17 protein-coding genes are annotated in these 24,126 nt (G+C 72.5%); 12 read left to right on the forward strand and 5 right to left on the reverse strand.

Going from position 1 to position 24,126, the window contains the following annotated elements:
• The first annotated feature begins 239 nt into the window (after nucleotides 1–239).
• The 4 genes from ACZ4V6_RS29585 (at nucleotide 240) to ACZ4V6_RS29600 (ending at nucleotide 8,746) form a co-directional block, all read left to right on the forward strand.
• Nucleotides 240–1,196, forward strand: a complete 957-nt coding sequence (locus ACZ4V6_RS29585; protein ID WP_467833422.1) for a type VII secretion system-associated protein — start codon at nucleotides 240–242, stop codon at nucleotides 1,194–1,196.
• On the forward strand, nucleotides 1,193–4,759 hold the full coding sequence (locus ACZ4V6_RS29590; RefSeq protein WP_467833424.1) for a DNA polymerase III subunit gamma/tau domain-containing protein: 3,567 nt from the start codon (nucleotides 1,193–1,195) through the stop codon (nucleotides 4,757–4,759). The genes ACZ4V6_RS29585 and ACZ4V6_RS29590 overlap by 4 nt, the downstream gene beginning before the upstream one ends.
• 591 nt (nucleotides 4,760–5,350) lie before the next feature.
• Nucleotides 5,351–6,283, forward strand: coding sequence for an RICIN domain-containing protein (locus tag ACZ4V6_RS29595; protein WP_467833425.1), 933 nt, complete (start codon nucleotides 5,351–5,353; stop codon nucleotides 6,281–6,283).
• 465 nt (nucleotides 6,284–6,748) lie between these two features.
• Nucleotides 6,749–8,746: an ATP-dependent DNA helicase gene (locus ACZ4V6_RS29600; protein ID WP_467833427.1), complete on the forward strand. Its 1,998-nt coding sequence runs from the start codon at nucleotides 6,749–6,751 to the stop codon at nucleotides 8,744–8,746.
• 101 nt (nucleotides 8,747–8,847) lie between these two features.
• On the opposite strand, the gene lexA is transcribed toward ACZ4V6_RS29600, so the two are convergent.
• Nucleotides 8,848–9,627, reverse strand: coding sequence for a transcriptional repressor LexA (lexA, locus tag ACZ4V6_RS29605; protein ID WP_467833429.1), 780 nt, complete (start codon nucleotides 9,625–9,627; stop codon nucleotides 8,848–8,850).
• Nucleotides 9,628–10,192: 565 nt separating this feature from the next.
• Between lexA and nrdR the strand changes: the two genes are divergently transcribed.
• Entirely contained in the window at nucleotides 10,193–10,744 is a 552-nt protein-coding gene (nrdR, locus tag ACZ4V6_RS29610) for a transcriptional regulator NrdR (protein ID WP_467833431.1), read from the forward strand.
• Between the two features lie 165 nt (nucleotides 10,745–10,909).
• Complete coding sequence (locus tag ACZ4V6_RS29615) at nucleotides 10,910–13,813, forward strand: vitamin B12-dependent ribonucleotide reductase (protein WP_467833433.1); 2,904 nt, start codon at nucleotides 10,910–10,912, stop codon at nucleotides 13,811–13,813.
• A gap of 64 nt (nucleotides 13,814–13,877) precedes the next feature.
• Here the strand turns inward: ACZ4V6_RS29615 and ACZ4V6_RS29620 are convergent, their stop codons facing one another.
• A complete protein-coding gene (locus ACZ4V6_RS29620) occupies nucleotides 13,878–14,411 on the reverse strand; it encodes a TerD family protein (RefSeq protein WP_467833435.1) in 534 nt (177 codons plus the stop codon).
• 156 nt (nucleotides 14,412–14,567) lie between these two features.
• On the opposite strand from ACZ4V6_RS29620, the gene ACZ4V6_RS29625 reads away from it, so the two are divergent.
• From ACZ4V6_RS29625 to ACZ4V6_RS29635, 3 genes are all read left to right on the forward strand, one after another.
• A complete protein-coding gene (locus ACZ4V6_RS29625) occupies nucleotides 14,568–15,173 on the forward strand; it encodes a YdbC family protein (protein ID WP_467833436.1) in 606 nt (201 codons plus the stop codon).
• 62 nt (nucleotides 15,174–15,235) lie between these two features.
• On the forward strand, nucleotides 15,236–15,895 hold the full coding sequence (locus tag ACZ4V6_RS29630; RefSeq protein WP_467833438.1) for a histidine phosphatase family protein: 660 nt from the start codon (nucleotides 15,236–15,238) through the stop codon (nucleotides 15,893–15,895).
• 12 nt (nucleotides 15,896–15,907) lie between these two features.
• Nucleotides 15,908–16,825: an ADP-ribosylglycohydrolase family protein gene (locus ACZ4V6_RS29635; protein ID WP_467833440.1), complete on the forward strand. Its 918-nt coding sequence runs from the start codon at nucleotides 15,908–15,910 to the stop codon at nucleotides 16,823–16,825.
• A 105-nt stretch (nucleotides 16,826–16,930) separates the two neighbouring features.
• Here ACZ4V6_RS29635 and ACZ4V6_RS29640 read toward each other — a convergent pair whose 3' ends face one another.
• On the reverse strand, nucleotides 16,931–18,478 hold the full coding sequence (locus tag ACZ4V6_RS29640) for an MFS transporter (RefSeq protein ID WP_467833442.1): 1,548 nt from the start codon (nucleotides 18,476–18,478) through the stop codon (nucleotides 16,931–16,933).
• A 182-nt stretch (nucleotides 18,479–18,660) separates the two neighbouring features.
• Between ACZ4V6_RS29640 and ACZ4V6_RS29645 the strand changes: the two genes are divergently transcribed.
• The 3 genes from ACZ4V6_RS29645 to ACZ4V6_RS29655 all read left to right on the forward strand — a co-directional run bounded on the left by ACZ4V6_RS29645 (nucleotide 18,661) and on the right by ACZ4V6_RS29655 (nucleotide 20,759).
• Nucleotides 18,661–19,278, forward strand: coding sequence for a TetR/AcrR family transcriptional regulator (locus ACZ4V6_RS29645; protein ID WP_467833555.1), 618 nt, complete (start codon nucleotides 18,661–18,663; stop codon nucleotides 19,276–19,278).
• 81 nt (nucleotides 19,279–19,359) lie between these two features.
• Nucleotides 19,360–20,061 carry a ribonuclease HII gene (locus tag ACZ4V6_RS29650; protein ID WP_467833444.1) on the forward strand — a complete coding sequence of 234 codons (702 nt, stop codon included), beginning with the start codon at nucleotides 19,360–19,362 and terminating at the stop codon, nucleotides 20,059–20,061.
• A 68-nt stretch (nucleotides 20,062–20,129) separates the two neighbouring features.
• Nucleotides 20,130–20,759, forward strand: coding sequence for a hypothetical protein (locus ACZ4V6_RS29655; protein ID WP_467833446.1), 630 nt, complete (start codon nucleotides 20,130–20,132; stop codon nucleotides 20,757–20,759).
• 286 nt (nucleotides 20,760–21,045) lie between these two features.
• On the opposite strand, the gene ACZ4V6_RS29660 is transcribed toward ACZ4V6_RS29655, so the two are convergent.
• A complete protein-coding gene (locus tag ACZ4V6_RS29660) occupies nucleotides 21,046–21,660 on the reverse strand; it encodes a hypothetical protein (RefSeq protein WP_467833447.1) in 615 nt (204 codons plus the stop codon).
• Nucleotides 21,661–21,943: 283 nt separating this feature from the next.
• Nucleotides 21,944–24,109 (reverse strand): RecQ family ATP-dependent DNA helicase, encoded by a 2,166-nt coding sequence (locus ACZ4V6_RS29665; RefSeq protein ID WP_467833449.1) that lies wholly within the window; start codon nucleotides 24,107–24,109, stop codon nucleotides 21,944–21,946.
• Nucleotides 24,110–24,126: the final 17 nt, after the last annotated feature.

The following is a 24,126-nucleotide window of genomic DNA, read 5'->3' on the forward strand; positions in this document are numbered from 1 at the left end:
GCCGTCGTCCCACGCGGCCCCCGGCCGCGGCGGGTGACGGTCTCGCGGGGGCGGTGGTTCCCGGGGGCGAAGCGGTCCCCGGGCCGGACCACGGCCGCCGTGTCGCACGGCGTCATGTTCCGCACCCGGCACCGCATGGAAGGGAACCCCGTCTCAGAGGTCCGCACCACCGGACTGTCAACTGATGAGGGAGAGTTCGAAAGGATGGAGCGTGTCTTCTGTTTCTGGAGTGCCCGCCGGTGAGTGAGCACGACGACAGGTCCGTCCCACAGACGCCTCCCACGCCCCGGCCCGGGGTTTCCCCCGAAGCCGAGGACCCCGGGGCGATACCGGCGCACGGGCGGATCGGGACCGTAGGTGCCGAAGCCGCCACCGTCGGGCGGCCGGCCACGGACGACGACAGGGCCGGGACGCTGCCCGAACCGCCTCCCGAAGTGGTGGAGGCGGCCCGCGGCCTGCCGGACCGCTGGCTGAGCGTTCCCGACCCGGCGTGGAAGGGCGCGGGCACGCCACCGGACTGGGCGGTCCCCGGCCGGTGGCGTACGGATGCCACGGGCACGATCGTGGCCTGGGAGGACAACGAGCGGTACCGCCCCTCCCCGGAGGCGCTCGGCTGGCCCAGGGCCACCGATCCCGTCGAATCCGCGATCCAGCGTGCCGTCACCGGCTACGGTCCCGCCGGAGAGGTTCTTCGCACGCTGGCCGCCGCTCGGGTCGCGGTGCTCGTCGGGCCCGACGGCGAGCCGGCCGCCCTGCGGTCGGCCCAGGACGAACCGGTCGTCCCCGTCTTCACCAGCCCCGCGTACCACCGCGTCGTCGACGCGTTCGCCGCGCGGCTGGTCCCGGTGGCGGACGTGGTGGCGGGACTGCCCCAGGGGCACTCCCTCTACGTGAACCCGACCGGACCGGCCGGGTTGGTCATGGAGACCGAGGCGCTGGCCGAGGAGATCGCGGCCCAGGAGCGCGGCGAGAGCCGCCCGGTGAGCGAGGACGCGCCGGGGGCGGTGAGCACCGCGCGCATCCACGCCGTACGCGTGGGAGAACCGGCCGACGCGGCGGCCGCCGCTTCCGGAGCGGCCACGGGTACGGGTGCGGACACCGCCCCGGCCGGCGCGGAAGACGGCTCCGGCCGGGCCGGCGCGCCCGACGCCCCCGAAGCGGCGGAGGCCGCAGCCGGAAGGGGGCCCCGCGAGTGATACGCCGGGGTGGTCCCTTCGCGCGGCGCCGTGGCGGCCGGTCCTCGGCCCCGGCCGGGCGCCGGCCTGCCACCGTCCGGCCCGCCGACGACGGGCCGGACGGCACGGCAGCGGAAGGACTTCTGGTCGAGGACCACGACGGCCTGCTGCTGCTCCGGACGCCGTCGGACGACACGCTCACCCCCGCCGACGTCGCCGACCTGGCACGCGCCGCGCGCACGGACGACGGGACCGTGACCGTCATCGCGGGTGCCGAAGGCATGGACTCCGCCGCCTTCTGGCCGAGACTGAGCGAGCTGCTGGACTCGCTGAGCGAGTCCGGCGCCGACACCGTACGGCTCGTCATGGCCGGTGCCGGGCAGGACGCCAAGGACCGGCCCGGCACCGCGCGCCGGATCGCCGACGCCTGGGGGGTCGAGGTCAAGGCCCCGGACGGGGTGCCGCTCGTCGTACCCGGCGGCTCGCTCTTCGTCCCGCCCGTCCCCTCCGCAGGCGGAAGACCGGCGGAGGGCGGCTGGTGGCGGTTCGCCCCGGGCGCCGAGCCCGAACCACTGGGCCCGCGCAGCCCGGAGCCCTCCTGGCAGTCCGCGCTGCGCGGCGTGCCCTCGGGTACGGCGGGCGGCAGCGTGGTGGAGCACATCCCCGCCGGACTGCTGGTACGCCCCGTCGGGGCCCCGGCGACCCAGCCCGGCGACCTGTACCACGCCGTCCCGGTCGACCCCCGGCGCCCGGCCGTGGTGGTCGGTGTGCCCTACGGCGAGGACGTATCGGCCGAGGAGGTCGCCGAGGTGCTGGCGGCTCTGCCCGAGGAGGCCAGGTCCGGCGTGCGGCTCGCGCCCGGCGGGCGGCGTGACGTGCTGGGGCTGGCGCAGTCGGTGTGCGACCGGCTGGAGACCGACGTGGAGGTGATGACCGGGCTGCCGCTCGTCGCGGCGGCCCGTCCGCTGGGTTCGTACTCCGTACGGTCGGTCCTCGCCGCGCCGGACGGTACGCCGACGTGGTTGCCGTTCGTGGACGCCGTCCTGTGCCGGCCACCGGACGGGGAAGGCCGTGCCCGGCCCCCCCTGTTGCTGCGCTGGAGCCCCCCGCTGCCGGGGCCCGCGCGTCCGGAGGCGGGCGTGACCGGCCTGACGGACGCTTGGCAGGTCACTGTCACCAGGGCGGGCCTCTGGGTCGGCCGCAGTGGCGGACCTTCCATGTCCCCCACGGCGCGTCAGGTGGACGCCGGCGGCCCCGTGATCGAGCTGGGCATGCCGGGCGAGTCCATGGACGCATCGCTGTCGCCTGCGCTGTCGCGCCTGCTGGGAGCCCTGGCACCGGCCCTGCGCGAGCGCGCGACGCTCCATGTGCACGGCGTGCCCCATGACGGCGGGCGCGGCTTGCGCCGGCTGGCGGCACAGCACGGGCTGCGCACCCTGCGCTACGCCGCTCCCGCCCCGACTCGGTCGAGGCCCACGGCCCGGGGCCAGGCGCTGCCCACCCGGACGGCGGCATCGGTCCCGCCCGCGCCGATGCGGCCCGCTGTGACGGGGACCGGCCCGGCCGGTGCCGCCGCGCCGGCAGGCCGACCGGAGCCGGGCCGGGGCACCCGGAGCGGGCCCGCGCAACCGCAGGGGGGACCGCTGCGACCGCAACAGGCCGAGCAGCCCGTGCCGTCGGTGCGTCCGAGCCTGCCGTCACGGCCGTTGCCGCCGTCACAGCAGGGACATACTGCCGGAATCGGACCCGGCCTGCCGGCGGAAGGCGCTGGACGGGCCGCACGGGCCGAACGCGCCCGCCAGCTCCGGGAAGCGATGGCCGGCGCGATCGCGGGCGTGAACGAGCCGCCGAACGCAGGGGCGCCCGGCCGTGCCCCCGGCACGGTCACGGCTGAGGGATCCGGCGCCCCTCGGGCGCTCCGGTCCCCCGCCGCGGAGCCGGGCCGATCCGGTGGTGCGCCGGGCCGATCCGGTGCATCCGGGCGGCGGGGTGCGCCCGTCGCGGCCGCCGGTCCCGCCGCGACGGACGGGCCTGTGCGGGGCGAGGCCGCCGGGACGGACGACGGTCCGGCGGTGACCGGTGTTCCGGCGCAGCCTGACGGCCCGGTGCGGAACGACGGGTCCGACGCGCCCGGCGACTCCCCGGCCGACGGCTTTCCGGCCGGCGGTTCCCGGGGCGGCGACTCCCCGGCCGGTGGCCTCGGTGGGAGTGACGGCCCGGCCGTGATCAGCCCGGCGGAAGGTACTCGAGCCGACCGCGGCCCGGCGGAAGGAACGTCGGCCGAGGGCAGCCCGGCGGAAGATGCCCTGTCACGAGGGACCCCGTCCGAGGACACCCCCGTCTCGGAGGACGGCGCAGGCCCGGCCGCCGAGGGTGCGCCCCCGGTCGAGGGAGCACGGGCGGCCGAGGGGGGACCGGCCGCGGAACCCGCAGGGGACTCGCTCCGGGACGAACCGGATGCCTCTGACCGGACCGACGTCGTGCCCCCGCCGACACCGATGCGCGCGCAATCCGGGACACCGGCCGACCCGGCGCCCGCCACGCCCCCCACCTCGCCGGGGGCCACGGTCTCCAGGGACGTGGCGCCCGAGAAGCCGGACGCCCCGGCGGAACAGGGCGGAACGGGAACGGCGATGGGCGCTGCCCGCGGACCGGACGAATCCGGCCGAGCGGGGGATTCCGGTGCCGTGACCACTCCTGTTCCTCCGCAGGTGACGGACATACCCGGCACTCCGGGCGTCCCCGGGACCCCGGGCGCCGCGGAGGAAGCGGAAGCCGAGGCCGATGAGGTTCACCTCCAGCCGACCCCGCTTCCGCCCGTGCCGTTCGACCCCGGCCACCGCAGCTCCGAAGCGGAACGCACCGCCTTCCGTACGCTCGCGGAGGGGATGTGGGACCGGCACGGTGCGGCCGTCGCCCGCTCCCTGGCCCGCATGCCCGCGTTGCGCGGCAAGGAGCAGGAGGCGGCGCGCGCCGATCTGATCGCGCTGCGGATGTACCTGCATGTTTCCAAAGGCCCCCTGAGTCACGGCGCGTTGACGCGGGCTCTGCGCGAGTACGAACCGGGCATGCTGCCGTACGGTGCCTGTGTGGCCTCGGCTCTGAACCGGCTCCCGTCCTACCGGGGCGCGGTGCTGCGCGGCACGGGCAGTGATCCTTACGCCGAGGGCCGAGGTGTCTCCGCTCTTCCCCGCCCCGGCACACTGCTGCGCGACGCGGCCCTCCTGAGTACCACCCCGTTCGACCCCACCAGCACGGCGGCCATGCCGGGCGGGAGTTACGTCATCTGGTCGGTGGCGGGCCGTCGTGTACGGCAGCTGTCCGACCACGGCCGGGGGCCGGACGAGGTGGTCTTCGCCCCGGGGACCCTTTTCCGGGTACTGGACGTCCGTCGCGACGGCCAGGGCGTACAGCTCTATCTGCGTGAACTGACCGGTCCCGCTGCGGCGACCAGGCCCGATCCCGATGGGGACCGAGCCGTACTCGCCCGGCTGGATGACGCCGTGCGCGGGCGCTCGGCGACACCTGCGGGTACCGGCCATTGGCCGGAGCGCTGCGCGGGTGCCGTGGGTGCCGGGCCGTGACACGACACCGAACCCAGACATGAGTAAGGAAATTGCATGGCGCGTGAGCATGATCCTTCCCATCGTGTACCGCCGCCGTCGGGGACGTCCGCCGGCGCGGGAGACCCCGGGAGAGCCGGGAGCACACCAGTGTCGGTCCGCCGGGCGGTGACGATGCGCGGGGTGACCGGCGACCCCGGTGGCGCTCTCGCTCCGGGCGGCGGACGGCCGGGCCGCACGAGCACGCCGTCCACCGCGGCCGGACCGGACGCGACTGCCCGCGCGGGGAACCGGGCGGACGACGACCCGGCGAACCAGGACCCCGGCACCGGCGAACCGGAGAACGACGGAGCCCGGAAGAGGACGACGGAGCGGACGGGTGCCACCGCGGCCACCGCCACCGCGAGAGGCATCGGCGCCCCGGGGCCGTCCGCCGGGGAAACGTCTGAACCAGGCGTATCCACGCACGACTCCGGCGCCACCCGGTCGTCTTCGGGCTCCGCGACGGGCGCGGTCGCTTCGGTGGCCTCCGCGTCGACACCGTCCGCCGGTTCTTCCGCCCCGGCCGCAGGGTCGGCGACCGTCAGCACCACGGGCGCGTCCCCGGACGCCGTGACGGCCGCGTCAGTGGCCGGCAGCGGTGGCGCGGGGGCGAGTGGCCACCCGGGCGACGAACCGCCCGGCAGCCGCCCCAAGAAGCCGATGCTGGCGGCGGCGGCGATCGTCGGCGCGATACTCATCGCGGTCCCGTTCCTCGTGGCGGGGCAGGACGAGCGCAAGCCCGAGCGGTCCCGGACGGAGAACGCCGCCGGGACGGTCCTGGACACCGAACGCTCCACTGCTCCGGAGACCTACACGAGCAAGTCACCGACGCCCTCCGTCAAGCCGAGCAAGAAGGAGGAGAAGAAGGAGGAAAAGGAGGAGGAGAAGGAGGAGAAGGAGGAGAAGGAGAAGGAGCAGCCGCCGCCCGTTCCCGTGGTCCGCAAGGAGACGCCCGCGCCGTCACCGAGCGCCTCCGCGACCAAGAAGAAGGCCGCGGCCGTGGAGTTGACCCCAGCCGAGAAGCTCCGCCGCTGGGCCAACAGCCGTTCCGGAGTGCAGAACACCGTGATCAAGAACGCGGCGACCGGCCAGTGCGTGGACATCGGGGGTTACGGCGCGGGCAAGATCAACGAGCCCGTCAACCAGTTCCCGTGCAACAACACGGCCGCTGACAACCAGCTGTGGAGCCTGGACATCGTGAGCAGCAACGGCGGGCCCCAGAACGCCCCGCTCTTCCTGATCCGCAACAGCAAGGACGGACTCTGCCTGGACCTGGGTTACTACAAGGCGAGGTCGGCGGGTACGAAGGTCGGCGAATTCCACTGCGCCGCGACCGGTGACAACCAGCTCTGGTGGCTCGACCCCCGCGGGGACGGGACGAACTGGATCCGGAACGCCGTCAGCAACGACCTGTGCCTGCGCCCGACCGGCGGCGCGGCCGCGGGCAACGACGCCCGGCTGGAAATCGCCGAATGCGGTTCCGGTGACCACTGGATCGTCTGAGTATCACTCGGATGGACGACACGTCCCCGTTCCCTCGTTGCACTCGACCGCACCGAGGGGACGGGGACGTCCCCCTTCCCGGCATCCGCGCCCTCCTCGACAGACGAGCAGGCACGCCTACGTCGCCCAGTGAATGAAGGACGCACGAGAGGAACGCTCCGCAGCCGGACCGGCTCCGCCCCGGCGTCCTCCTCCGCATTGCATCCGCACGCACCGGACCCCGCTCGGGCCGGTCTGCAAGGCACCGTTGCCTGGAGTCGGCCTGATCCAGAAGGCGCCCCGTCGTGAGTGATCCGCTGCGGGACGCCGGGGACCACCGACTGGGAACGGTCCCGAGCCTGGATCTGCGACTCCTCGTCCACGCAGAACACCGGAGCGCGCTCGGGCGTCACCCCGGTCACTTCCGTCCCCGCCGCGCGCCGCCGTCACCCGTTTGTCGGTCCCGGGCCGTAGGGTGGTCGCGCTATGACGAAGCCCTCACTCCCCGAACTCCTGCACGCCGCCGTCGCCGCCGTCGGCGGCACGGAGCGTCCCGGCCAGGTGGCCATGGCCGAAGCCGTCGCGGAAGCGATCGACGACGGCTCCCATCTGCTGGTCCAGGCCGGCACCGGCACCGGCAAGTCGCTCGGCTACCTGGTGCCCGCGCTGGCGCACGGGGAGCGCGTCGTCGTGGCCACCGCGACGCTGGCCCTGCAGCGCCAGCTCGTGGAGCGGGACCTGCCGCGCACGGTCGACGCCCTGCACCCCCAGCTGCGCCGCCGGCCGGAGTTCGCGATGCTCAAGGGCCGGTCGAACTACCTGTGCCTGCACCGCCTCCACGAGGGCGTTCCGCAGGACGAGGAGGAGGGCCTGTTCGACCAGTTCGAGGCCGCCGCGCCCACCAGCAAGCTGGGCCAGGACCTGCTGCGGATGCGGGACTGGGCGGACGAGACGGAGACCGGCGACCGCGACGACCTCACGCCCGGCGTCTCCGACCGCGCCTGGTCGCAGGTGTCGGTGTCCTCGCGGGAGTGCCTGGGCGCCTCGAAGTGCGCCTACGGCGCGGAGTGCTTCGCGGAGATGGCCCGGGAGCAGGCCAAGCTCGCGCAGGTCGTCGTCACCAACCACGCACTGCTCGCGATCGACGCCATCGAGGGCGCGCCGGTACTGCCGCAGCACGAGGTGCTGATCGTCGACGAGGCGCACGAGCTGGTGTCCCGGGTCACCGGCGTGGCCACCGGCGAGCTCACCCCCGGCCAGGTCAACCGGGCGGTGCGGCGGGCCGCGAAGCTCGTCGACGAGAAGGCCGCCGACCAGCTCCAGACGGCCGCCGAGGGCTTCGAGCGGCTGATGGAGCTGGCCCTGCCGGGCCGGCTGGAGGAGATCCCGGAGGACCTCGGCTACGCCCTGATGGCGCTGCGCGACGCCTGCCGCACGGTCATCTCCGCGATCGGCGCCACGCGGGACAAGTCCGTGCAGGACGAGGACGCGGTCCGCAAGCAGGCACTGGCCTCGGTGGAGTCCGTCCACGACGTGGCGGAGCGGATCACGAACGGCTCCGAGTGGGACGTCGTCTGGTACGAGCGCCATGACCGCTTCGGCGCGTCCCTGCGCGTCGCACCCATGTCCGTCTCGGGCCTGCTGCGCGAGAAGCTCTTCACCGACCGCTCCGTCGTGCTGACCTCGGCGACGCTGAAGCTGGGCGGCGACTTCAACGGTGTCGGCGCCTCGCTCGGTCTGGCCCCCGAGGGCACGGAGGGCGACGACGTCCCCCAGTGGAAGGGCGTCGACGTCGGCTCGCCCTTCGACTACCGCAAGCAGGGCATCCTGTACGTCGCCAAGCACCTGGCACGGCCCGCGCGGGACGGCGACCGCGGCGACATGCTCGACGAGTTCACGGAGCTGATCCAGGCGGCCGGCGGCCGCACGCTGGGCCTGTTCTCCTCGATGCGGGCGGCCCAGCTGGCCGCCGAAGAGCTGCGTTCCCGTATCCCCGAGTACCCGATCCTCCTCCAGGGCGAGGAGACGCTCGGTGAGCTGATCAAGAACTTCGCCGCCGATCCGAAGACCTGTCTGTTCGGCACGCTGTCCCTGTGGCAGGGCGTCGACGTCCCCGGCCCCAGTTGCCAGCTGGTCGTCATGGACAAGATCCCGTTCCCGCGCCCCGACGACCCTCTGATGAGCGCCCGCCAGAAGGCGGTCGAGGAGGCCGGAGGCAACGGCTTCATGGCGGTCGCGGCCACGCACGCCGCGCTGCTCATGGCGCAGGGCGCCGGACGCCTCGTCCGCGCGTCGGGCGATCGCGGCGTGGTCGCGGTCCTGGACCAGCGGCTGGCCACGGCCCGGTACGGGAGCTATCTGAAGGCGTCACTGCCCGACTTCTGGTTCACCACGGACCGTAACCAGGTGCGCAAGTCGCTGGCTGCGATCGACGCGGCGGCGCGGCAGACGGAAGACGGCCGAGGAGACGGCGAGGACGACTGAGGAGGCCCGGACAGCGCGGGGCCCCGGAACCGGCGCAGAGGTTCCGGGGCCCGGTCGGGACCGGCGGGTCGCTGTCGTGCGGGATCCGTCCGGTGTGGCACTCAGACGCGGCGCAGTACGGCCACCACCTTGCCGAGGATGGTCGCGTCGTCTCCGGGGATGGGCTCGTACGCCGAGTTGTGCGGGAGGAGCCAGACGTGCCCGTCCTCGCGCTTGAAGCGCTTGACGGTGGCCTCGCCGTCGAGCATCGCGGCCACGATGTCGCCGTTCTCGGCGACCGGCTGGCGGCGGACCGTGACCCAGTCGCCGTCGCAGATGGCGGCCTCGATCATCGAGTCGCCGACGACCTTGAGGACGAAGAGCTCGCCGTCACCGACCAGCTGCCGGGGCAGGGGGAAGACGTCCTCCACGGACTCCTCGGCGAGGATCGGACCACCGGCGGCGATGCGCCCGACGAGCGGGACGTACGAAGCGGCGGGCTTGCCGGCGGTGTCCGTGGGCTGCACGCTGGCGGCCTGGTCGGAGCCGCGCACCTCGTAGGCGCGCGGGCGGTGCGGGTCGCGGCGCAGGAAGCCCTTGCGCTCCAGTGCCATCAGCTGGTGCGCGACGGAGGAGGTGCTGGAGAGGCCGACGGCCTGGCCGATCTCCCGCATCGACGGCGGGTAGCCCCGCCGCTGCACGGAGTCCCTGATGACCTCGATCACACGGCGTTGGCGGTCGGTGAGTCCCGAGCTGTCCGCCCGGATGCCGGGAGGCCGGCCGGGCAGGGAGCGCTTGGGCCCCTCGGGATTCATGGCGTCGCTCATCGCGTGTACCGGCTCAGGTCGGCCCTGGGGGCGGTCCTGGGCAGTGATGGTGGCACTGTCGGCGGTGGTGGTCACGTCGGCCCCTCTCGATGGTCTCCCTGCTGCACAACGGTAGTGGCTTTCGAAAGGTTGCGCCAAACACACGTTCGAGTGAAAAAACGCGAATCGCCCGTCCGGAAAAGAGGTCTGGGTGTATAGCCATCACGGCGCCCGGCGGGCGGAAGGGCCCGTTGCTGTACCCTCGCCGCCGGGTGGCGACCTCCTCGAGCGTCGCCCCAGTCTGTCATCGGGCATCCCGTCCGGCGGGGGGCCGACGCCCATCTGCGCGGTAGTCCCACGGCCCCTCCCCGCGGCGCCCACCGTATCTCCGCATGCGCCGGGGCGGTGCGGACGCGCCCGGCGCGCCTCCCCGTGCCGCGGAAGGGCCCGCGGCCCCCGTGTGCACGGGGGCGACACGCGTGCGAGGCGTGAATGTATGCGTCAAGCACCACATGTAGTGGTTGGATTACGAGAGCAGCCCACAAGTTGTGGTGCCCCTGGTCTTCGGGCCCGTTGTGATCGCCTATGCTTGGGGCTGCTTCGAGGGGCCTGAAGGGCCTCCTGGGGTTATTTGGTCTGCTGTGAGGAGGGTTGGGAATTCATGCACTGCCCCTTCTGCAGGCACCCCGACAGCCGCGTGGTCGACAGCCGTACGACCGACGACGGCACGTCGATCCGCAGGCGCCGCCAGTGCCCCGACTGCTCCCGTCGTTTCACGACCGTGGAGACGTGCTCGCTGATGGTGGTGAAGCGGTCCGGGGTCACCGAGCCGTTCAGCCGCATCAAGATCATCAACGGTGTGCGCAAGGCCTGCCAGGGCCGGCCCGTCACCGAAGACGCGCTCGCCCTGCTCGGCCAGCGGGTCGAGGAGGCGGTGCGGGCCACCGGGAGTGCCGAGCTGACCACCCACGACGTGGGGCTGGCCATACTCGGCCCGTTGCAGGAACTCGACCTCGTCGCCTATCTGCGGTTCGCCTCGGTCTACCGGGCGTTCGACTCGCTCGATGACTTCGAGGCCGCGATCGCGGAGCTGAGGGAGGCGACGGGGCACCCCGGCGAGGGCGGCGACGAGGCCGGCGCGGGGGGCCAGGAAGACGACCGCGGGCCCACGGGGGCGGCACAGGTCCCCGAACCCGCAGGCGCCGCCGACTGACCGGCGGCCGGACCCGGGCGCAGCAACCGGGTCCGGCGGGCGGCGGCGAGTGAGAAAGACCTGTCGCGGGCGGAGTCAGAGGGGCCCGCGACACCAGACAGAACACCGTGCCACGGGAACAATCGGGGCACTTCAGGGCGTTTTCGCCCGTACATGGGAGGCGGCATGACAGAGACGGCGAGCGGTCCGGCACGGAGCTCCCGCGCCAAGGGCACCAAGGCGGGCAAGGGGCTTCACGTCGAACGCGTCCACACCACTCCCGGGGTCCACCCCTACGACGAGGTGGCCTGGGAGCGTCGTGACGTCGTCATGACCAACTGGCGCGACGGCTCGGTCAACTTCGAGCAGCGCGGCGTCGAGTTCCCCGACTTCTGGTCGGTGAACGCGGTCAACATCGTCACCAGCAAGTACTTCCGCGGTGCCGTCGGCACCCCGCAGCGCGAGGTGAGCCTGAAGCAGCTCATCGACCGCATCGTGAAGACGTACCGGAAGGCCGGTGAGGACCACAAGTACTTCGCCTCGCCCGCCGACGCCGAGATCTTCGAGCACGAGCTGGCCTACGCCCTCCTGCACCAGATCTTCAGCTTCAACAGCCCCGTGTGGTTCAACGTGGGCACGCCCCAGCCGCAGCAGGTCTCCGCCTGCTTCATCCTGTCCGTCGACGACTCCATGGAGTCGATCCTCGACTGGTACAAGGAAGAGGGCATGATCTTCAAGGGCGGTTCCGGCGCCGGCCTGAACCTCTCCCGGATCCGCTCCTCCAAGGAGCTGCTCTCCTCCGGCGGCAACGCCTCCGGCCCGGTCTCCTTCATGCGCGGCGCCGACGCCTCCGCCGGCACCATCAAGTCCGGCGGTGCCACCCGCCGCGCCGCCAAGATGGTCATCCTCGACGTCGACCACCCCGACGTGGAGGACTTCATCGAGACCAAGGTCAAGGAGGAGGAGAAAATCCGCGCCCTGCGCGACGCGGGCTTCGACATGGACCTGGGCGGCGACGACATCACGTCCGTCCAGTACCAGAACGCCAACAACTCGGTCCGCGTGAACGACGAGTTCATGAAGGCCGTCGAGCAGGGCGGCAAGTTCGGTCTGCGGGCCCGCATGACCGGCGAGGTCATCGAGGAGATCGAGGCCAAGTCCCTCTTCCGCAAGATGGCCGAGGCCGCCTGGGCCTGCGCCGACCCGGGCATCCAGTACGACGACACGATCAACCACTGGCACACCTGCCCGGAGTCCGGCCGGATCAACGGCTCGAACCCCTGCAGCGAGTACATGCACCTGGACAACACGTCCTGCAACCTGGCCTCGCTGAACCTGATGAAGTTCCTGAAGGACGACGGCAAGGGCAACCAGTCCTTCGAGACCGAGCGCTTCCAGAAGGTCGTCGAGCTGGTCATCACCGCGATGGACATCTCGATCTGCTTCGCGGACTTCCCGACCCAGAAGATCGGCGAGAACACCCGCGCCTTCCGCCAGCTCGGCATCGGCTACGCCAACCTCGGCGCCCTGCTGATGGCCACCGGCCACGCCTACGACTCCGACGGCGGCCGCGCCCTCGCCGGCGCCATCACCTCCCTGATGACGGGCACGGCCTACCGCCGCTCCGCCGAGCTCGCCGCGGTCGTCGGCCCGTACGACGGCTACGCCCGCAACGCGGACGCCCACCAGCGCGTCATGAAGCAGCACTCCGACGCCAACGGCACCGCCGTGCGCATGGACGACCTGGACACCCCGGTGTGGGCCGCCGCCACCGAGGCCTGGCAGGACGTGCTGCGCCTCGGCGAGAAGAACGGTTTCCGTAACTCGCAGGCGTCCGTGCTCGCCCCGACCGGCACCATCGGTCTGGCCATGTCCTGCGACACCACCGGTGTCGAGCCCGACCTCGCCCTGGTCAAGTTCAAGAAGCTCGTCGGCGGCGGCTCGATGCAGATCGTCAACGGCACCGTCCCGCAGGCCCTGCGCCGCCTGGGCTACCAGGAGGAGCAGATCGAGGCGATCGTCGCCCACATCGCCGAGCACGGCAACGTGATCGACGCCCCCGGCCTCAAGCCCGAGCACTACGAGGTGTTCGACTGCGCCATGGGCGAGCGCGCCATCTCCCCGATGGGCCACGTCCGCATGATGGCCGCGATCCAGCCCTGGATCTCCGGCGCCATCTCCAAGACGGTCAACATGCCGGAGACGGCGACCGTCGAGGAGGTCGAGGAGATCTACTACGAGGCCTGGAAGCTCGGCGTCAAGGCGCTCGCGATCTACCGGGACAACTGCAAGGTCGGCCAGCCGCTCTCCGCGAAGACCAAGTCGGCCACGGACACGGAGAAGGCCGAGGTCACCGAGAAGGCCGAGGAGACGATCCGCGCCGCGGTCGAGAAGGTGGTCGAGTACCGCCCGGTCCGCAAGCGCCTCCCGAAGGGACGTCCCGGCATCACCACCTCGTTCACGGTCGGTGGCGCCGAGGGCTACATGACCGCCAACTCCTACCCGGACGACGGTCTCGGCGAGGTCTTCCTGAAGATGTCCAAGCAGGGCTCCACCCTCGCGGGCATGATGGACGCCTTCTCCATCGCGGTCTCCGTCGGCCTCCAGTACGGCGTGCCGCTGGAGACGTACGTCTCGAAGTTCACCAACATGCGCTTCGAGCCGGCCGGCATGACGGACGACCCTGACGTGCGGATGGCGCAGTCGATCGTCGACTACATCTTCCGCCGCCTGGCGCTGGACTTCCTGCCCTTCGAGACCCGCTCCGCCCTCGGCATCCACTCGGCCGAGGAGCGCCAGCGGCACCTGGAGACCGGCTCGTACGAGCCGTCCGACGACGAGGTCGACGTCGAGGGCCTGGCCCAGTCGGCGCCGCGCGCCCAGGAGCTGAAGGCGGTCGCCACGCCGAAGGCCGAGGCGGAGGTGGCCAAGCCCGCTCCGAAGGAGGCGCACACCAGCGCCGAGCTGGTGGAGATGCAGCTGGGCATCCAGGCCGACGCCCCGCTGTGCTTCTCCTGCGGCACGAAGATGCAGCGGGCCGGTTCCTGCTACATCTGCGAGGGCTGCGGCTCGACCAGCGGCTGCAGCTGATCGGTAGGACCCCATGAGTGAGGGGCGCCGGCCAAGGCCGGCGCCCCTCACCCGTTCCACCGGGTCAGGGCCTGCGGGCCGCGCCCATGACGTCGGTGAACGTCGCCGGGTCGCCCTCGAAGCCGTGGACACCGGCGCGGAACTCCCACGCCCCCGTCCCGTCCCGGACGAACTCCGCGACCGTCGCCGCCGTCGCCGCCGGAACACCGTCGAAGCCGTCCTCGGCCAGCACGGTGTAGCCCTCCCGGATGCGCAGGCCCGGGTTGGCCACGCCGCCGAAGGTCCGCTGCCCGGAGCGCTGCTGGATCACGACTCCGACGACCACGCGCGCGTACCGGGCGTCGAGCCGTTCCAGCTCCAGCGTCATGACCTCGTCGTAGCCGAAGCCCTTGCCGTCCTCGCTGTCCCGGTTCAGATAGATCGTGCCGTCGGGAGAGCGGCTGTCGAAGTGCACCACGTAGGAGGGAGTGCCGTACGGATCGTCCGCCGGATAGGTTCCGGCGACGACGTCCAGGTCGGCGGGTGGCTGTCCCGCCGGACTCGGGTCCCAACGCAGCGCGACCTCGACCTTGCGGATCCCCTTGCTGAGGCCGTTCACAGACTTCCCCTTCCCCGGTACTGCCTTGTGCCGCCGCCCCAACTGCCGAGCGGTGTCGGCCGGTTGTCCATCCTGCCATGCGCCCGGACACGGCAGCGGGAGAGCGGTCCGCCGGAGAGCGACCGGCACCACGCCCCCTGGCCTTACCATGGCGCGGTGCTGGTCAAGTGGATTCGCTGCACCGTGGTCGACCGCCGCGGTTTCGAGCGGGGGCAGCGGAAGTGGGCGGGGCTTCCGGGGGAGCCGGGTTTTCGGGGGCAGGGGGGTGGCTGGAGCAGGGGGCGGCCGGACGTGGCGCACGTCTTCGCCTTCTGGGAGAGCAGGGCCTTCTACGACTCCTTCATGGCGCGCTCGCACGACCGGCTCGCCTCGGCCCAGGCGGGCACCTTCAAGGACGCCCAGGTCAGGCTCTTCGACCACCGGTTCGACGTGAAGACCGGGTTCGAACCCCGTTTCACGGACGCCGACCTGCTGCGGGTGGCGCTCTGCCGCGTCCACGAGGACCGGGCCGAGCACTACGTGCTGATGCAGGAGAAGGTCTGGAACCCCGCGATGGCCGGCTCGCCCGGCATGATCCGCGGGCTGTTCGGCGAGGCGCCCGGCAACGAGTACCTGGTGCTGTCGATGTGGAGGTCGGCCGCCGAGCACGGCAAGTACCGCACCGAGAGGGTGGAGCGGCTCGCCCTGCGCGCCCAGACCGAGGCCGACATCGCGGCCCTCACGGGGGACATCGTGCAGCTGGAACCCTCCTGGACCGTGTGACCTGTGCCGTACGGGGCAGGCGGGAGTCCTCGGTTCCCCGTTCCACGATCTAGGGTTCTGGCATGGCACGACCACGGCGCATCGTTCTCGTCCGGCACGGCGAGTCGGTCGGCAACCACGACGACTCCGTCTACGAGCGGGAACCCGACCACGCGCTCGCCCTGACCGAGCGGGGCTGGGCGGAGGCCGAGGAGACGGGCAAGAGGCTGCGCGAGGTGTTCGGCCGCGAGCGCGTCAGCGTGTACGTCTCCCCGTACCGTCGCACGCACGAGACGCTGCGCGCCTTCCACCTCGACCCCCGGCTCATACGGATACGGGAGGAGCCCCGGCTGCGCGAGCAGGACTGGGGGAACTGGCAGGACCGCGAGGACGTGCGCCTGCAGAAGGCCTACCGCGACGCCTACGGGCACTTCTTCTACCGCTTCGCGCAGGGCGAGTCCGGCGCCGACGTCTACGACCGGGTCGGCGGCTTCCTGGAGAGCCTGTTCCGCAGTTTCGAGGACCCCGACCACCCGCCGAACGTCCTCATCGTCACCCACGGACTGGCGATGCGCCTGTTCTGCATGCGGTGGTTCCACTGGACGGTCGCGGAGTTCGAGTCGCTGTCGAACCCCGGGAACGGGGAGGTCCGGATGCTCGTGCTGGGCGAGGACGGCAAGTACACGCTCGACCGGCCCTTCGAGCGGTGGCGGGAGCCGGAACCGTACGGGATCACGGGATAGGGTGACAGGGCGATGACCGCTCATTCCTCTTCCGACGAGCGCCTGGACCGGGCGCTGGCCAGCCTGCGCGGACTGTCGGTGGGGGACGCGCTGGGCTCACAGTTCTTCGTGCCCGCGCACTATCCGCTGCTGGGGCGCCGCGAGCTGCCGCCGGGGACCTGGCAGTGGACCGACGACACCGAGATGGCCGCCTCCGTGGTCGCCGTCCTGGCCGCCCACCACCGCATCGACCAGGACGCCCTGGCACGCTCCTTCGCCGAGCACCACGACTTCGACCGCGGCTACGGACCGGCGGTCAACCGGCTGCTGCGGCTGGTCCGGGAGGGCGGTGACTGGCGCGAGCTCGCCGCCGCGCTCTTCAACGGCCAGGGGTCCTGGGGCAACGGTGCCGCGATGCGCATCGCCCCCCTGGGCGCCTGGTACGCGGACGACCCGGAGCAGGCGACGCACCAGGCCGAGATCTCGGCCTACCCCACGCACCAGCACCGCGAGGCGGTGGTCGGCGCCATGGCCGTCGCCGCCGCCGCCGCGCTGGCCGCGTCGGCCGGCGGCCCGCCCGAGGCGCACGCGCTCCTCGACGGGGTGATCGCGCTGGTACCGAAGAGCGCCGTCGCCGCCGGGCTGCGCCGCGCCCGGGACATGCTCGACTACGGCGACGCGACCACCGTCGCCGCCGTACTGGGCTGCGGCAGGCGTACGACCGCCCACGACACGGTCCCCTTCGCGCTCTGGTCCGCCGCGCGGGCCCTCGGCGACTACGAGCACGCCTTCTGGACGACCGCCCAGGTCGGCGGGGACGTGGACACGACCTGCGCGATCGTGGGCGGGGTGGTCGCCGCCGGTCGGGCGGGCGCGCCGCCGGCCGAGTGGGTGGCCCGCACCGAGGCGCTGCCGAGCTGGACGGCCGGCGCGGACGCGCCGGCCGGGTGACTCGCCGGCCGGGTGACTCGCCGGCCACCGCCTCCCGGGCCGGGGAGGCGGTGGCCGCCGGATTGCACTCGGCGCCCGTCCGCCCGGGCCGGTCCGGGAGCGCCCTCAGCCCATCCCGGGCCCGGCCGTGCCGGAGAGGGCCTCCAGGTCGCTCTTGCGGACCCGGATCACCAGCCACGCCGTGGCCAGGGCGAGGACGGCCATGGCGGCGGCGGGGACGAAGGCCGCCGAGATCCCCTCGGCCAGCACCTCGTGCCCCCAGGGAGCGGGCAGCTGGTGGGTCCTGGCGAACTCCGCCTTCTGCTCGGCCGAGCCGTTGGCGAGGAAGTCCGGCAGCACCTTGGCCGCCTCGTCCTTGCTCGCCGTGCCGAACACGGTCGTCAGGATGGCCAGACCGATCGATCCGCCCACCTGCTGCATCGCGTTGAGCAGCCCGGACGCCGCGCCGGCTTCGTGCTGGGCGACTCCCGAGACCGCGGTGAGCGTCAGCGTCACGAAGTTCAGGCCCATGCCGAAGCCGAAGACCAGCATCGGGCCGAGCACGCCGCCCACGTAGGAGCTGTCCGAGCTGATGAGGGCCTGCCAGCCCAGTCCGAGCGCCGCGAGCGCCGAGCCCACGAGCATGAACGGCTTCGGGCCGAACACGGGCAGGAAGCGCTGCGACAGACCCGCACCGATCGCGATCACGACCGTGACCGGCAGGAAGGCGAGGCCGGCCTGGATCGGGGTGTAGCCCAGCACGTTCTGGACGAACAGCACGATGTAGAAGAACATGCCGAACATCGCCGCGGCCAGGCACAGCATGATCACGTAGCTGCCGGAGCGGTTGCGGTCGGCGAACATCCTCAGCGGGGTGATCGGCTCCTTGGCCCGCGACTCGATGAGCGTGAAGGCCAGCAGCAGCACCGCCGCCGCCGCGAAGGAACCGATGGTGAGGGTGTCCCGCCAGCCCTCGTCCGCGGCCCGTATGAAGCCGTAGACGAGGGACGCCATGCCCGCTGTCGAGGTCACCGCACCGGCGATGTCGAAGCGTCCGGAGTGCCGCTCGGACTCGCTGATGTAGAGCGGCGTCAGCACGGCGATCAGGACGCCGATCGGCACGTTGACGAAGAGCACCCAGCGCCAGTCGAGCCACTCGGTGAGCATGCCGCCCGCGAGCAGGCCGATGGCGCCGCCGCCCGCGGAGACGGCCGCGAAGACGCCGAAGGCCCGGTTCCGCTCCGGTCCTTCCGGAAAGGTGGTCGTGATGAGCGCCAGCGACGTGGGCGACGCGATCGCGCCTCCCGCTCCCTGCAGGACGCGTGCCGCCAGCAGCTGCCAGGGTTCCTGGGCGAAGCCGCCGAGCAGCGAGGCGAAGGTGAACAGCAGGATGCCGGTCACGAAGACGCGGCGCCGGCCGAGGATGTCACCGGCCCGGCCACCGAGCAGCAGCAGACCGCCGAAGGTGAGCGTGTAGGCACTGACGACCCACGTGAGGTCGGTGGTGCTGAACGCGAGTGCCTCTTGAATGTGCGGGAGCGCGATGTTCACAATCGTCGCGTCGAGTACCACCATGAGTTGGCAGGCCGCGATGACCGCCAGTGCGATGCCGGGGTGTCCGCCCCGGCGGGCGGTTCCCGGCTTCTGGTCTTTGATCAAGGAAGAGGTCGTCACGATGTGTCCCCCACGAATGACTTAGTGAACGCTCGCGTTCACTGTTGCGTCAACGGTAGTGACTCCCCGACAGTGAACGCAAGCGTTCACTCGCACCGTCGTCGCGTGCTCCGTCCCCCGTTGTGGGCGCGCGTCGCGTCTCCGTCCCCGAAAACCGCTCATCGCTTCCTGGAGATCCCCGAATGGTTTCTTCGCCCTGGGCCGCCTCCGCCCGGACGCCCTCCCGCCGGCGCGGTGCGGTCCTCGAGCGTGCGATCCTCGACGCCGCGCTGGAGCAGCTCGGCACCGTCGGCTGGAACGGCCTGACCATGGAGGGCGTGGCCGCCGGTGCCCAGACGGGCAAGGCGGCGGTCTACCGTCGCTGGCCGTCCAAGGAGGAGCTCGTCGCGGACGCCCTGCGGTCCGGGCTGCCGAGCTTCGACACCGTGCCCGACCTCGGGAGCGTGCGCGACGACCTCCTGGCGCTGTGCCGGCGGGCTCGCGACGCGATGTTCTCGCGTCCCGGCTTCGCCTTGCGGGCGGTCATTCACGAGTGCGACGCCGCGCAGGCGGAGCGGTTCCATGCGGTGATCTTCGAAGGGGTCGTCGAACCGACCATCAAGATGCTTCGTGAGGTCATCACCCGGGGAATTGAGCGCGGGGAGGTTCGTGAAGGGGCGGCCGACGACTACGTCTTCGACGCCGTTCCGGCGATGATGATGTATCGAGCAAAGATTTGCGGTAGTCAATGGACGGATCAGGAGGTCGAGGAGATGATCGACCGACTGATGGTCCCGCTGCTGCGGCCCGAAGGCGCCTGAACCCTGGCTTCGAGGGGTCCGGCGCCGCTCGGGGAGGTGGGGTGTCGAGGGCGGTCCGGGGCGGCGTAGGCTATGGGCGTCATGCCGTACGAACCACCCACTCACACCGTCGAGCGCTCTCTTCGCGCCACGACCGGAGCCAAGATCGTTGCCGGTGTCGACGAGGTGGGGCGCGGTGCATGGGCCGGCCCGGTCACCGTCTGCGCGGCGGTCACCGGACTGCGGCGGCCCCCGGTGGGCCTCACCGACTCCAAGCTGCTCACCGTCAAACGGCGGGCCGAACTCGCCGCGGAACTGCGGGACTGGGTGACCTCCTACGCCCTGGGGCACGCCTCTCCGGAGGAGATCGACGCACGGGGGATGACCGCGGCGCTGCGACTGGCCGCGGTACGCGCCCTGGAAGCCCTGCCGGTCCGTCCCGACGCCGTCATCCTCGACGGCAAGCACGACTACCTCGGGGCGCCCTGGCGGGTCCGTACGGTCATCAAGGGTGACCGGTCGTGCGTGGCGGTCGCGGCGGCTTCGGTGCTCGCCAAGGTCCAGCGCGACAAAATGATGGCCGAACTGGGCATCGACCATGCAGACTTCGGTTTCGCGGACAACGCCGGGTATCCGTCGCCCGTGCACAAGGCCGCACTGGCGGAGCGGGGCCCCACCCCGTACCACAGGTTGTCGTGGGCGTATCTTGATGCGTTGCCCCAGTGGCGGCATCTCAAGAAGGTCCGCGGCTGGGTGGATGGAAACGTTCCGGAGATCGAGGGTCAGCTCGGCTTCGATTTCTGACGGTTCCGCTCGCAGGCATGCGCCACCCGCCGACGCGAGCCGCACCAATGTTTGATAAAAATCAGCTCATGCCTCTCATTCCCGAGGAGCCTCAGATTCACGAGAAGGCCCAGGGTCCCCGCGCCACTCCGGCCAGCGGCCGCACCGCGCCGACCCCCCGCCCCGTACCCGGCCCCCGTCCCGCGGCTCCGCCGCGCCCCGGTCGCCCCGGCCCTCTGCGGCCGACGCCGCCGGCGCAGCGCACCTCGCGCGACGCGGCCCCGGCCAAGCCCGGACCGTCGGGTCCGGCGACTCCCGCCGCCCCGGCCGGCCCGCAGATCCAGCTGATCCCCGCTTCTCCCGAGGGCGCGCTCGACGCGGCCGAGGAAGCCGTGGACCTGCTGCTGGACTCGGGCCGAACCCCTGGTGACGTGCTGGTGGTCACCACCGGCGAACCGCACCCGTGGGCCGCCCACGAACTGTCCTTCGGCGACGCGGCCTACTGGGCGCAGCACGACGCGGGCGACGACGTCTTCTACGCGGACGCCGCCGTCGCCGAGCGTGCCGCGGCGCGTCCCGTGGTCGTCGTCGCGCTCAACGGCGGTCCCGAAGCCGCTGCCGTCACCGCCCTTTCGGCGGCGCACTCGCGGGCGGGCGCCCTGCTGATCGTCTGCGGTGACCCGCAGCGGATCAACTCGGTGCTGGGCGCGAGCGCCTGAGCCGTTCGCGTCACGGGTGCCGGGCCCGGGGCTCCGGACCACGGAGGCCTGGCACGGCTCCGGCGACCGCCTCGTCGGCACGCTCCCGGTGACGGCGTCGGCGTCTTCCGGCGGCCGACGTCAGCCGGGGCGCACCGCCGCTCGCGCGTGGCGCGGGCCGGTCCCCGCCGTGGTGCGGCCGGCCGGTCACCGTCCGGGACGGCGAGGGGGGTACGGGCGGTGCCGGATGGCTCGTCGGACCTGGCTCCCGGGGTGCGCGGAAGCGGCGCACCGGGTCGTCCGTCGTTCAGCGGGCCGCCGCGCGGCGCAGTACGTCCGAGGCGACGCCGCCGGTACGCGGCGGCGGCAGCGGTGCCTCCGACGTGGCGAACGGCTCCGGCGCCGACACCGCGCTGGGCCGGCGGCCGCCGCGGCCCTCGCCGAGGACCTGCCATCCGTCACGGGTCAGCGTGATGTACGCCCCGCAGCGCAGTCCGTGCAGCGTGCAGGCGTCGCGCAGCCCCCACATCCACGCGCCGTCCTCCTCCGTCCAGCGCGCGTCGCCCTCACGGCAGTAGAGCAGTACGGCGGTGCGCACCGGAGTGCGGCGCCGCAGATCGTGCGGAATGACCCGGCGGAGCTGGGCGAGCAGCGCGTTGCGGAACATCCATCCGTCCGCCGGTGCGCGGCGGGCGGTGAACGACGCGCTCGCGCACAGCCGTTCGTCCGGATCGAGCACGGCCACGATCGCGGTCGCCGGCTCGGGACGGTGCCGTGAGTGCAGTCCGCTGACGACCTCCCGCGGATCGCGCAGCAGTGGGATTCCGGCCGAGGCCCACTCCGCGGGTTCGAGCAGGCGGGTGGCGGAGGCGGTGGGCGGCGACAAAGACGCCGCCGAGGACGAGGCGAATCCGAAGGTCACGTTCCTCCCTTCGGCTACGCGCCCACACTGCGGGCGGGGTCGGATTCGGGGGAGCGCGCACCGCAGTGAAGCCCTGCCGGGACACGGACGAGCCGTGCGGGGAGCGGACTTCAATTCTTCCTGTCGAACTGGGATGCGGCAACGAGCAATTGGAGCCGTCGACCGTTATCGGATGATGCGCGTCCTATATCCCTACCCGCAGAGACGCCCGGCGACGCATGGGGCGCACCGCCCCGAGTGACGGCGGGCGGTCCGGCCCGGCCGTGCGCGCACCGGCGGGCGGTCAGCCCTGCACGGCCAGGACCAGTGGCAACACCCCCGGGGCGCCCGCGCGACGGAGCAGCCGGGCGGCGACCGCGAGGGTCCAGCCGGTCTCCGTGTAGTCGTCCACGAGGAGGACCGGACCCTCCTGACCGCTGAGCGCGCCGGCCAGGGCGGGCGGCACCGTGAGCGTCCCGTCGAGCGCCTTGAGGCGCTGCGCGCTGTTGCTGCGGGACACCGGCTGCGCTTCCCCCGTGTGCTCGACCGATCCGAGCAGCGGCAACCGGCCCACCTCGGCGATGCGCGCGCCGAGCGAGTGGATCAGCCGCGGGTGCGAGCGCGAGGCGACCGTCACCACGCCGACGGGACGCGGCGGGGCGTCGGCCGCGCCGGAGGCCCAGCCGCCCGGCCCTTTCGCCCAGTCGGCCAGCACCGTCACGACGGCCCTCGCGACATCGTCCGGCACCGGGCCGTCGGGAGCGTGCGCCGCCAGCATCGGGCGCAGCCGGTTGCCCCAGCCGATGTCGGAGAGACGCCCCAGCGCCCGCCCCGTCGCCGCCTGCTCGCCGGCGGGGATGCGCCCCTTCAGTTCGACGCCGATCGCCGGGAGACCGGTCGGCCACATGCGGCGCGGCTCCACCTCGACGCCGGCCCGGCCCAGATCGGCCCGCGCGGCGTCCAGGGCGGCGGGGGAGGTGTCCGCCGTGAAGCGCGGGCCCGCGCAGTTGTCGCAGTGGCCGCAGGGCTTGGCGCCCTCGTCGTCCAACTGGCGCTGCAGGAACTCCATCCGGCACTCCGTCGTCGACGCGTAGTCGCGCATCGCCTGCTGCTCGGCCCTGCGCTGCCGTGCGACCCAGTCGTAGCGCTCGGCGTCGTACGTCCACGGCCGGCCGGTCGCGATCCAGCCGCCCTTGACCCGCTTCACCGCGCCGTCGACGTCGAGGACCTTGAGCATGGTCTCCAGACGGGAGCGGCGCAGCTCCACCAGGGGTTCCAGGGCCGGCAGCGACAGGGGCCGCTCGGCGCGCGCGAGGACGTCGAGGGTGCGGCGCACCAGCTCCTCGGACGGGAAGGCCAGCGAGGCGAAGTACTCCCAGATCGCCTCGTCCTCCTTGCCCGGCAGGAGGAGCACCTCGGCGTGATCGACACCACGTCCGGCGCGACCCACCTGCTGGTAGTACGCGATGGGGGAGGAGGGCGAGCCGAGGTGCACCACGAAACCGAGGTCCGGCTTGTCGAACCCCATGCCCAGCGCCGAGGTGGCGACCAGGGCCTTGACCCGGTTGGCGAGCAGGTCGTCCTCGGCCTGCTGCCGGTCGGCGTTCTCCGTCTTCCCCGTGTAGGAGGCGACGGCGTGGCCGCGCTGCCGGAGGAAGGCGGTGACCTCTTCGGCGGCGGCCACCGTGAGGGTGTAGACGATCCCGGAGCCGGGCAGCTCGTGGAGGTGGTCGGCGAGCCAGGCCATCCGGTGCGCGGCGTCGGACAGCCGCAGCACGTTCAGGCTGAGGCTCTCCCGGTCCAGCGGTCCGCGCAGCACCAGCGCGTCCGACGTGCCCCCGGTGCCCAGCTGCTCCGCGACGTCGGCGGTCACGCGCGCGTTGGCGGTGGCGGTCGTCGCGAGGACCGGCACACCCGGTGGGAGGTCGGTGAGCATCGTGCGCAGCCGCCGGTAGTCCGGGCGGAAGTCGTGGCCCCAGTCGGAGATGCAGTGCGCCTCGTCCACCACGAGCAGTCCGGTGGCGGCGGCGAGTTCGGGCAGCACCTGGTCGCGGAAGTCGGGATTGTTGAGCCGCTCGGGGCTCACCAGCAGGACGTCCACCTCACCCGCGGCGATCTCGTCCTGGACGGCGCCCCACTCCTCGGTGTTGGAGGAGTTGATGGTTCGGGCGCGGATACCGGCCCGGGCCGCGGCCTCGACCTGGTTGCGCATCAGGGCGAGCAGCGGGGAGACGATCACGGTGGGACCGCTGCCCCGGTCCCGCAGCAGCGCGGTGGCCACGAAGTAGACCGCGGACTTGCCCCATCCCGTGCGCTGGACGACCAGGGCCCGGCGCCGGTCCGCGACCAGCGCCTCGATCGCCAGCCACTGGTCCTCCCGCAGGCGGGCGGTGCCGGAGGGGTCCCCGACGAGGCGGGCGAGGACGGTGTCGGCCGCTGTCCGGAGGTCCGCGTTGTTCGTGTGCTCCATGCGTTCCATACAACAGG

This window comes from Streptomyces sp. NPDC029152 (genome assembly GCF_055564355.1).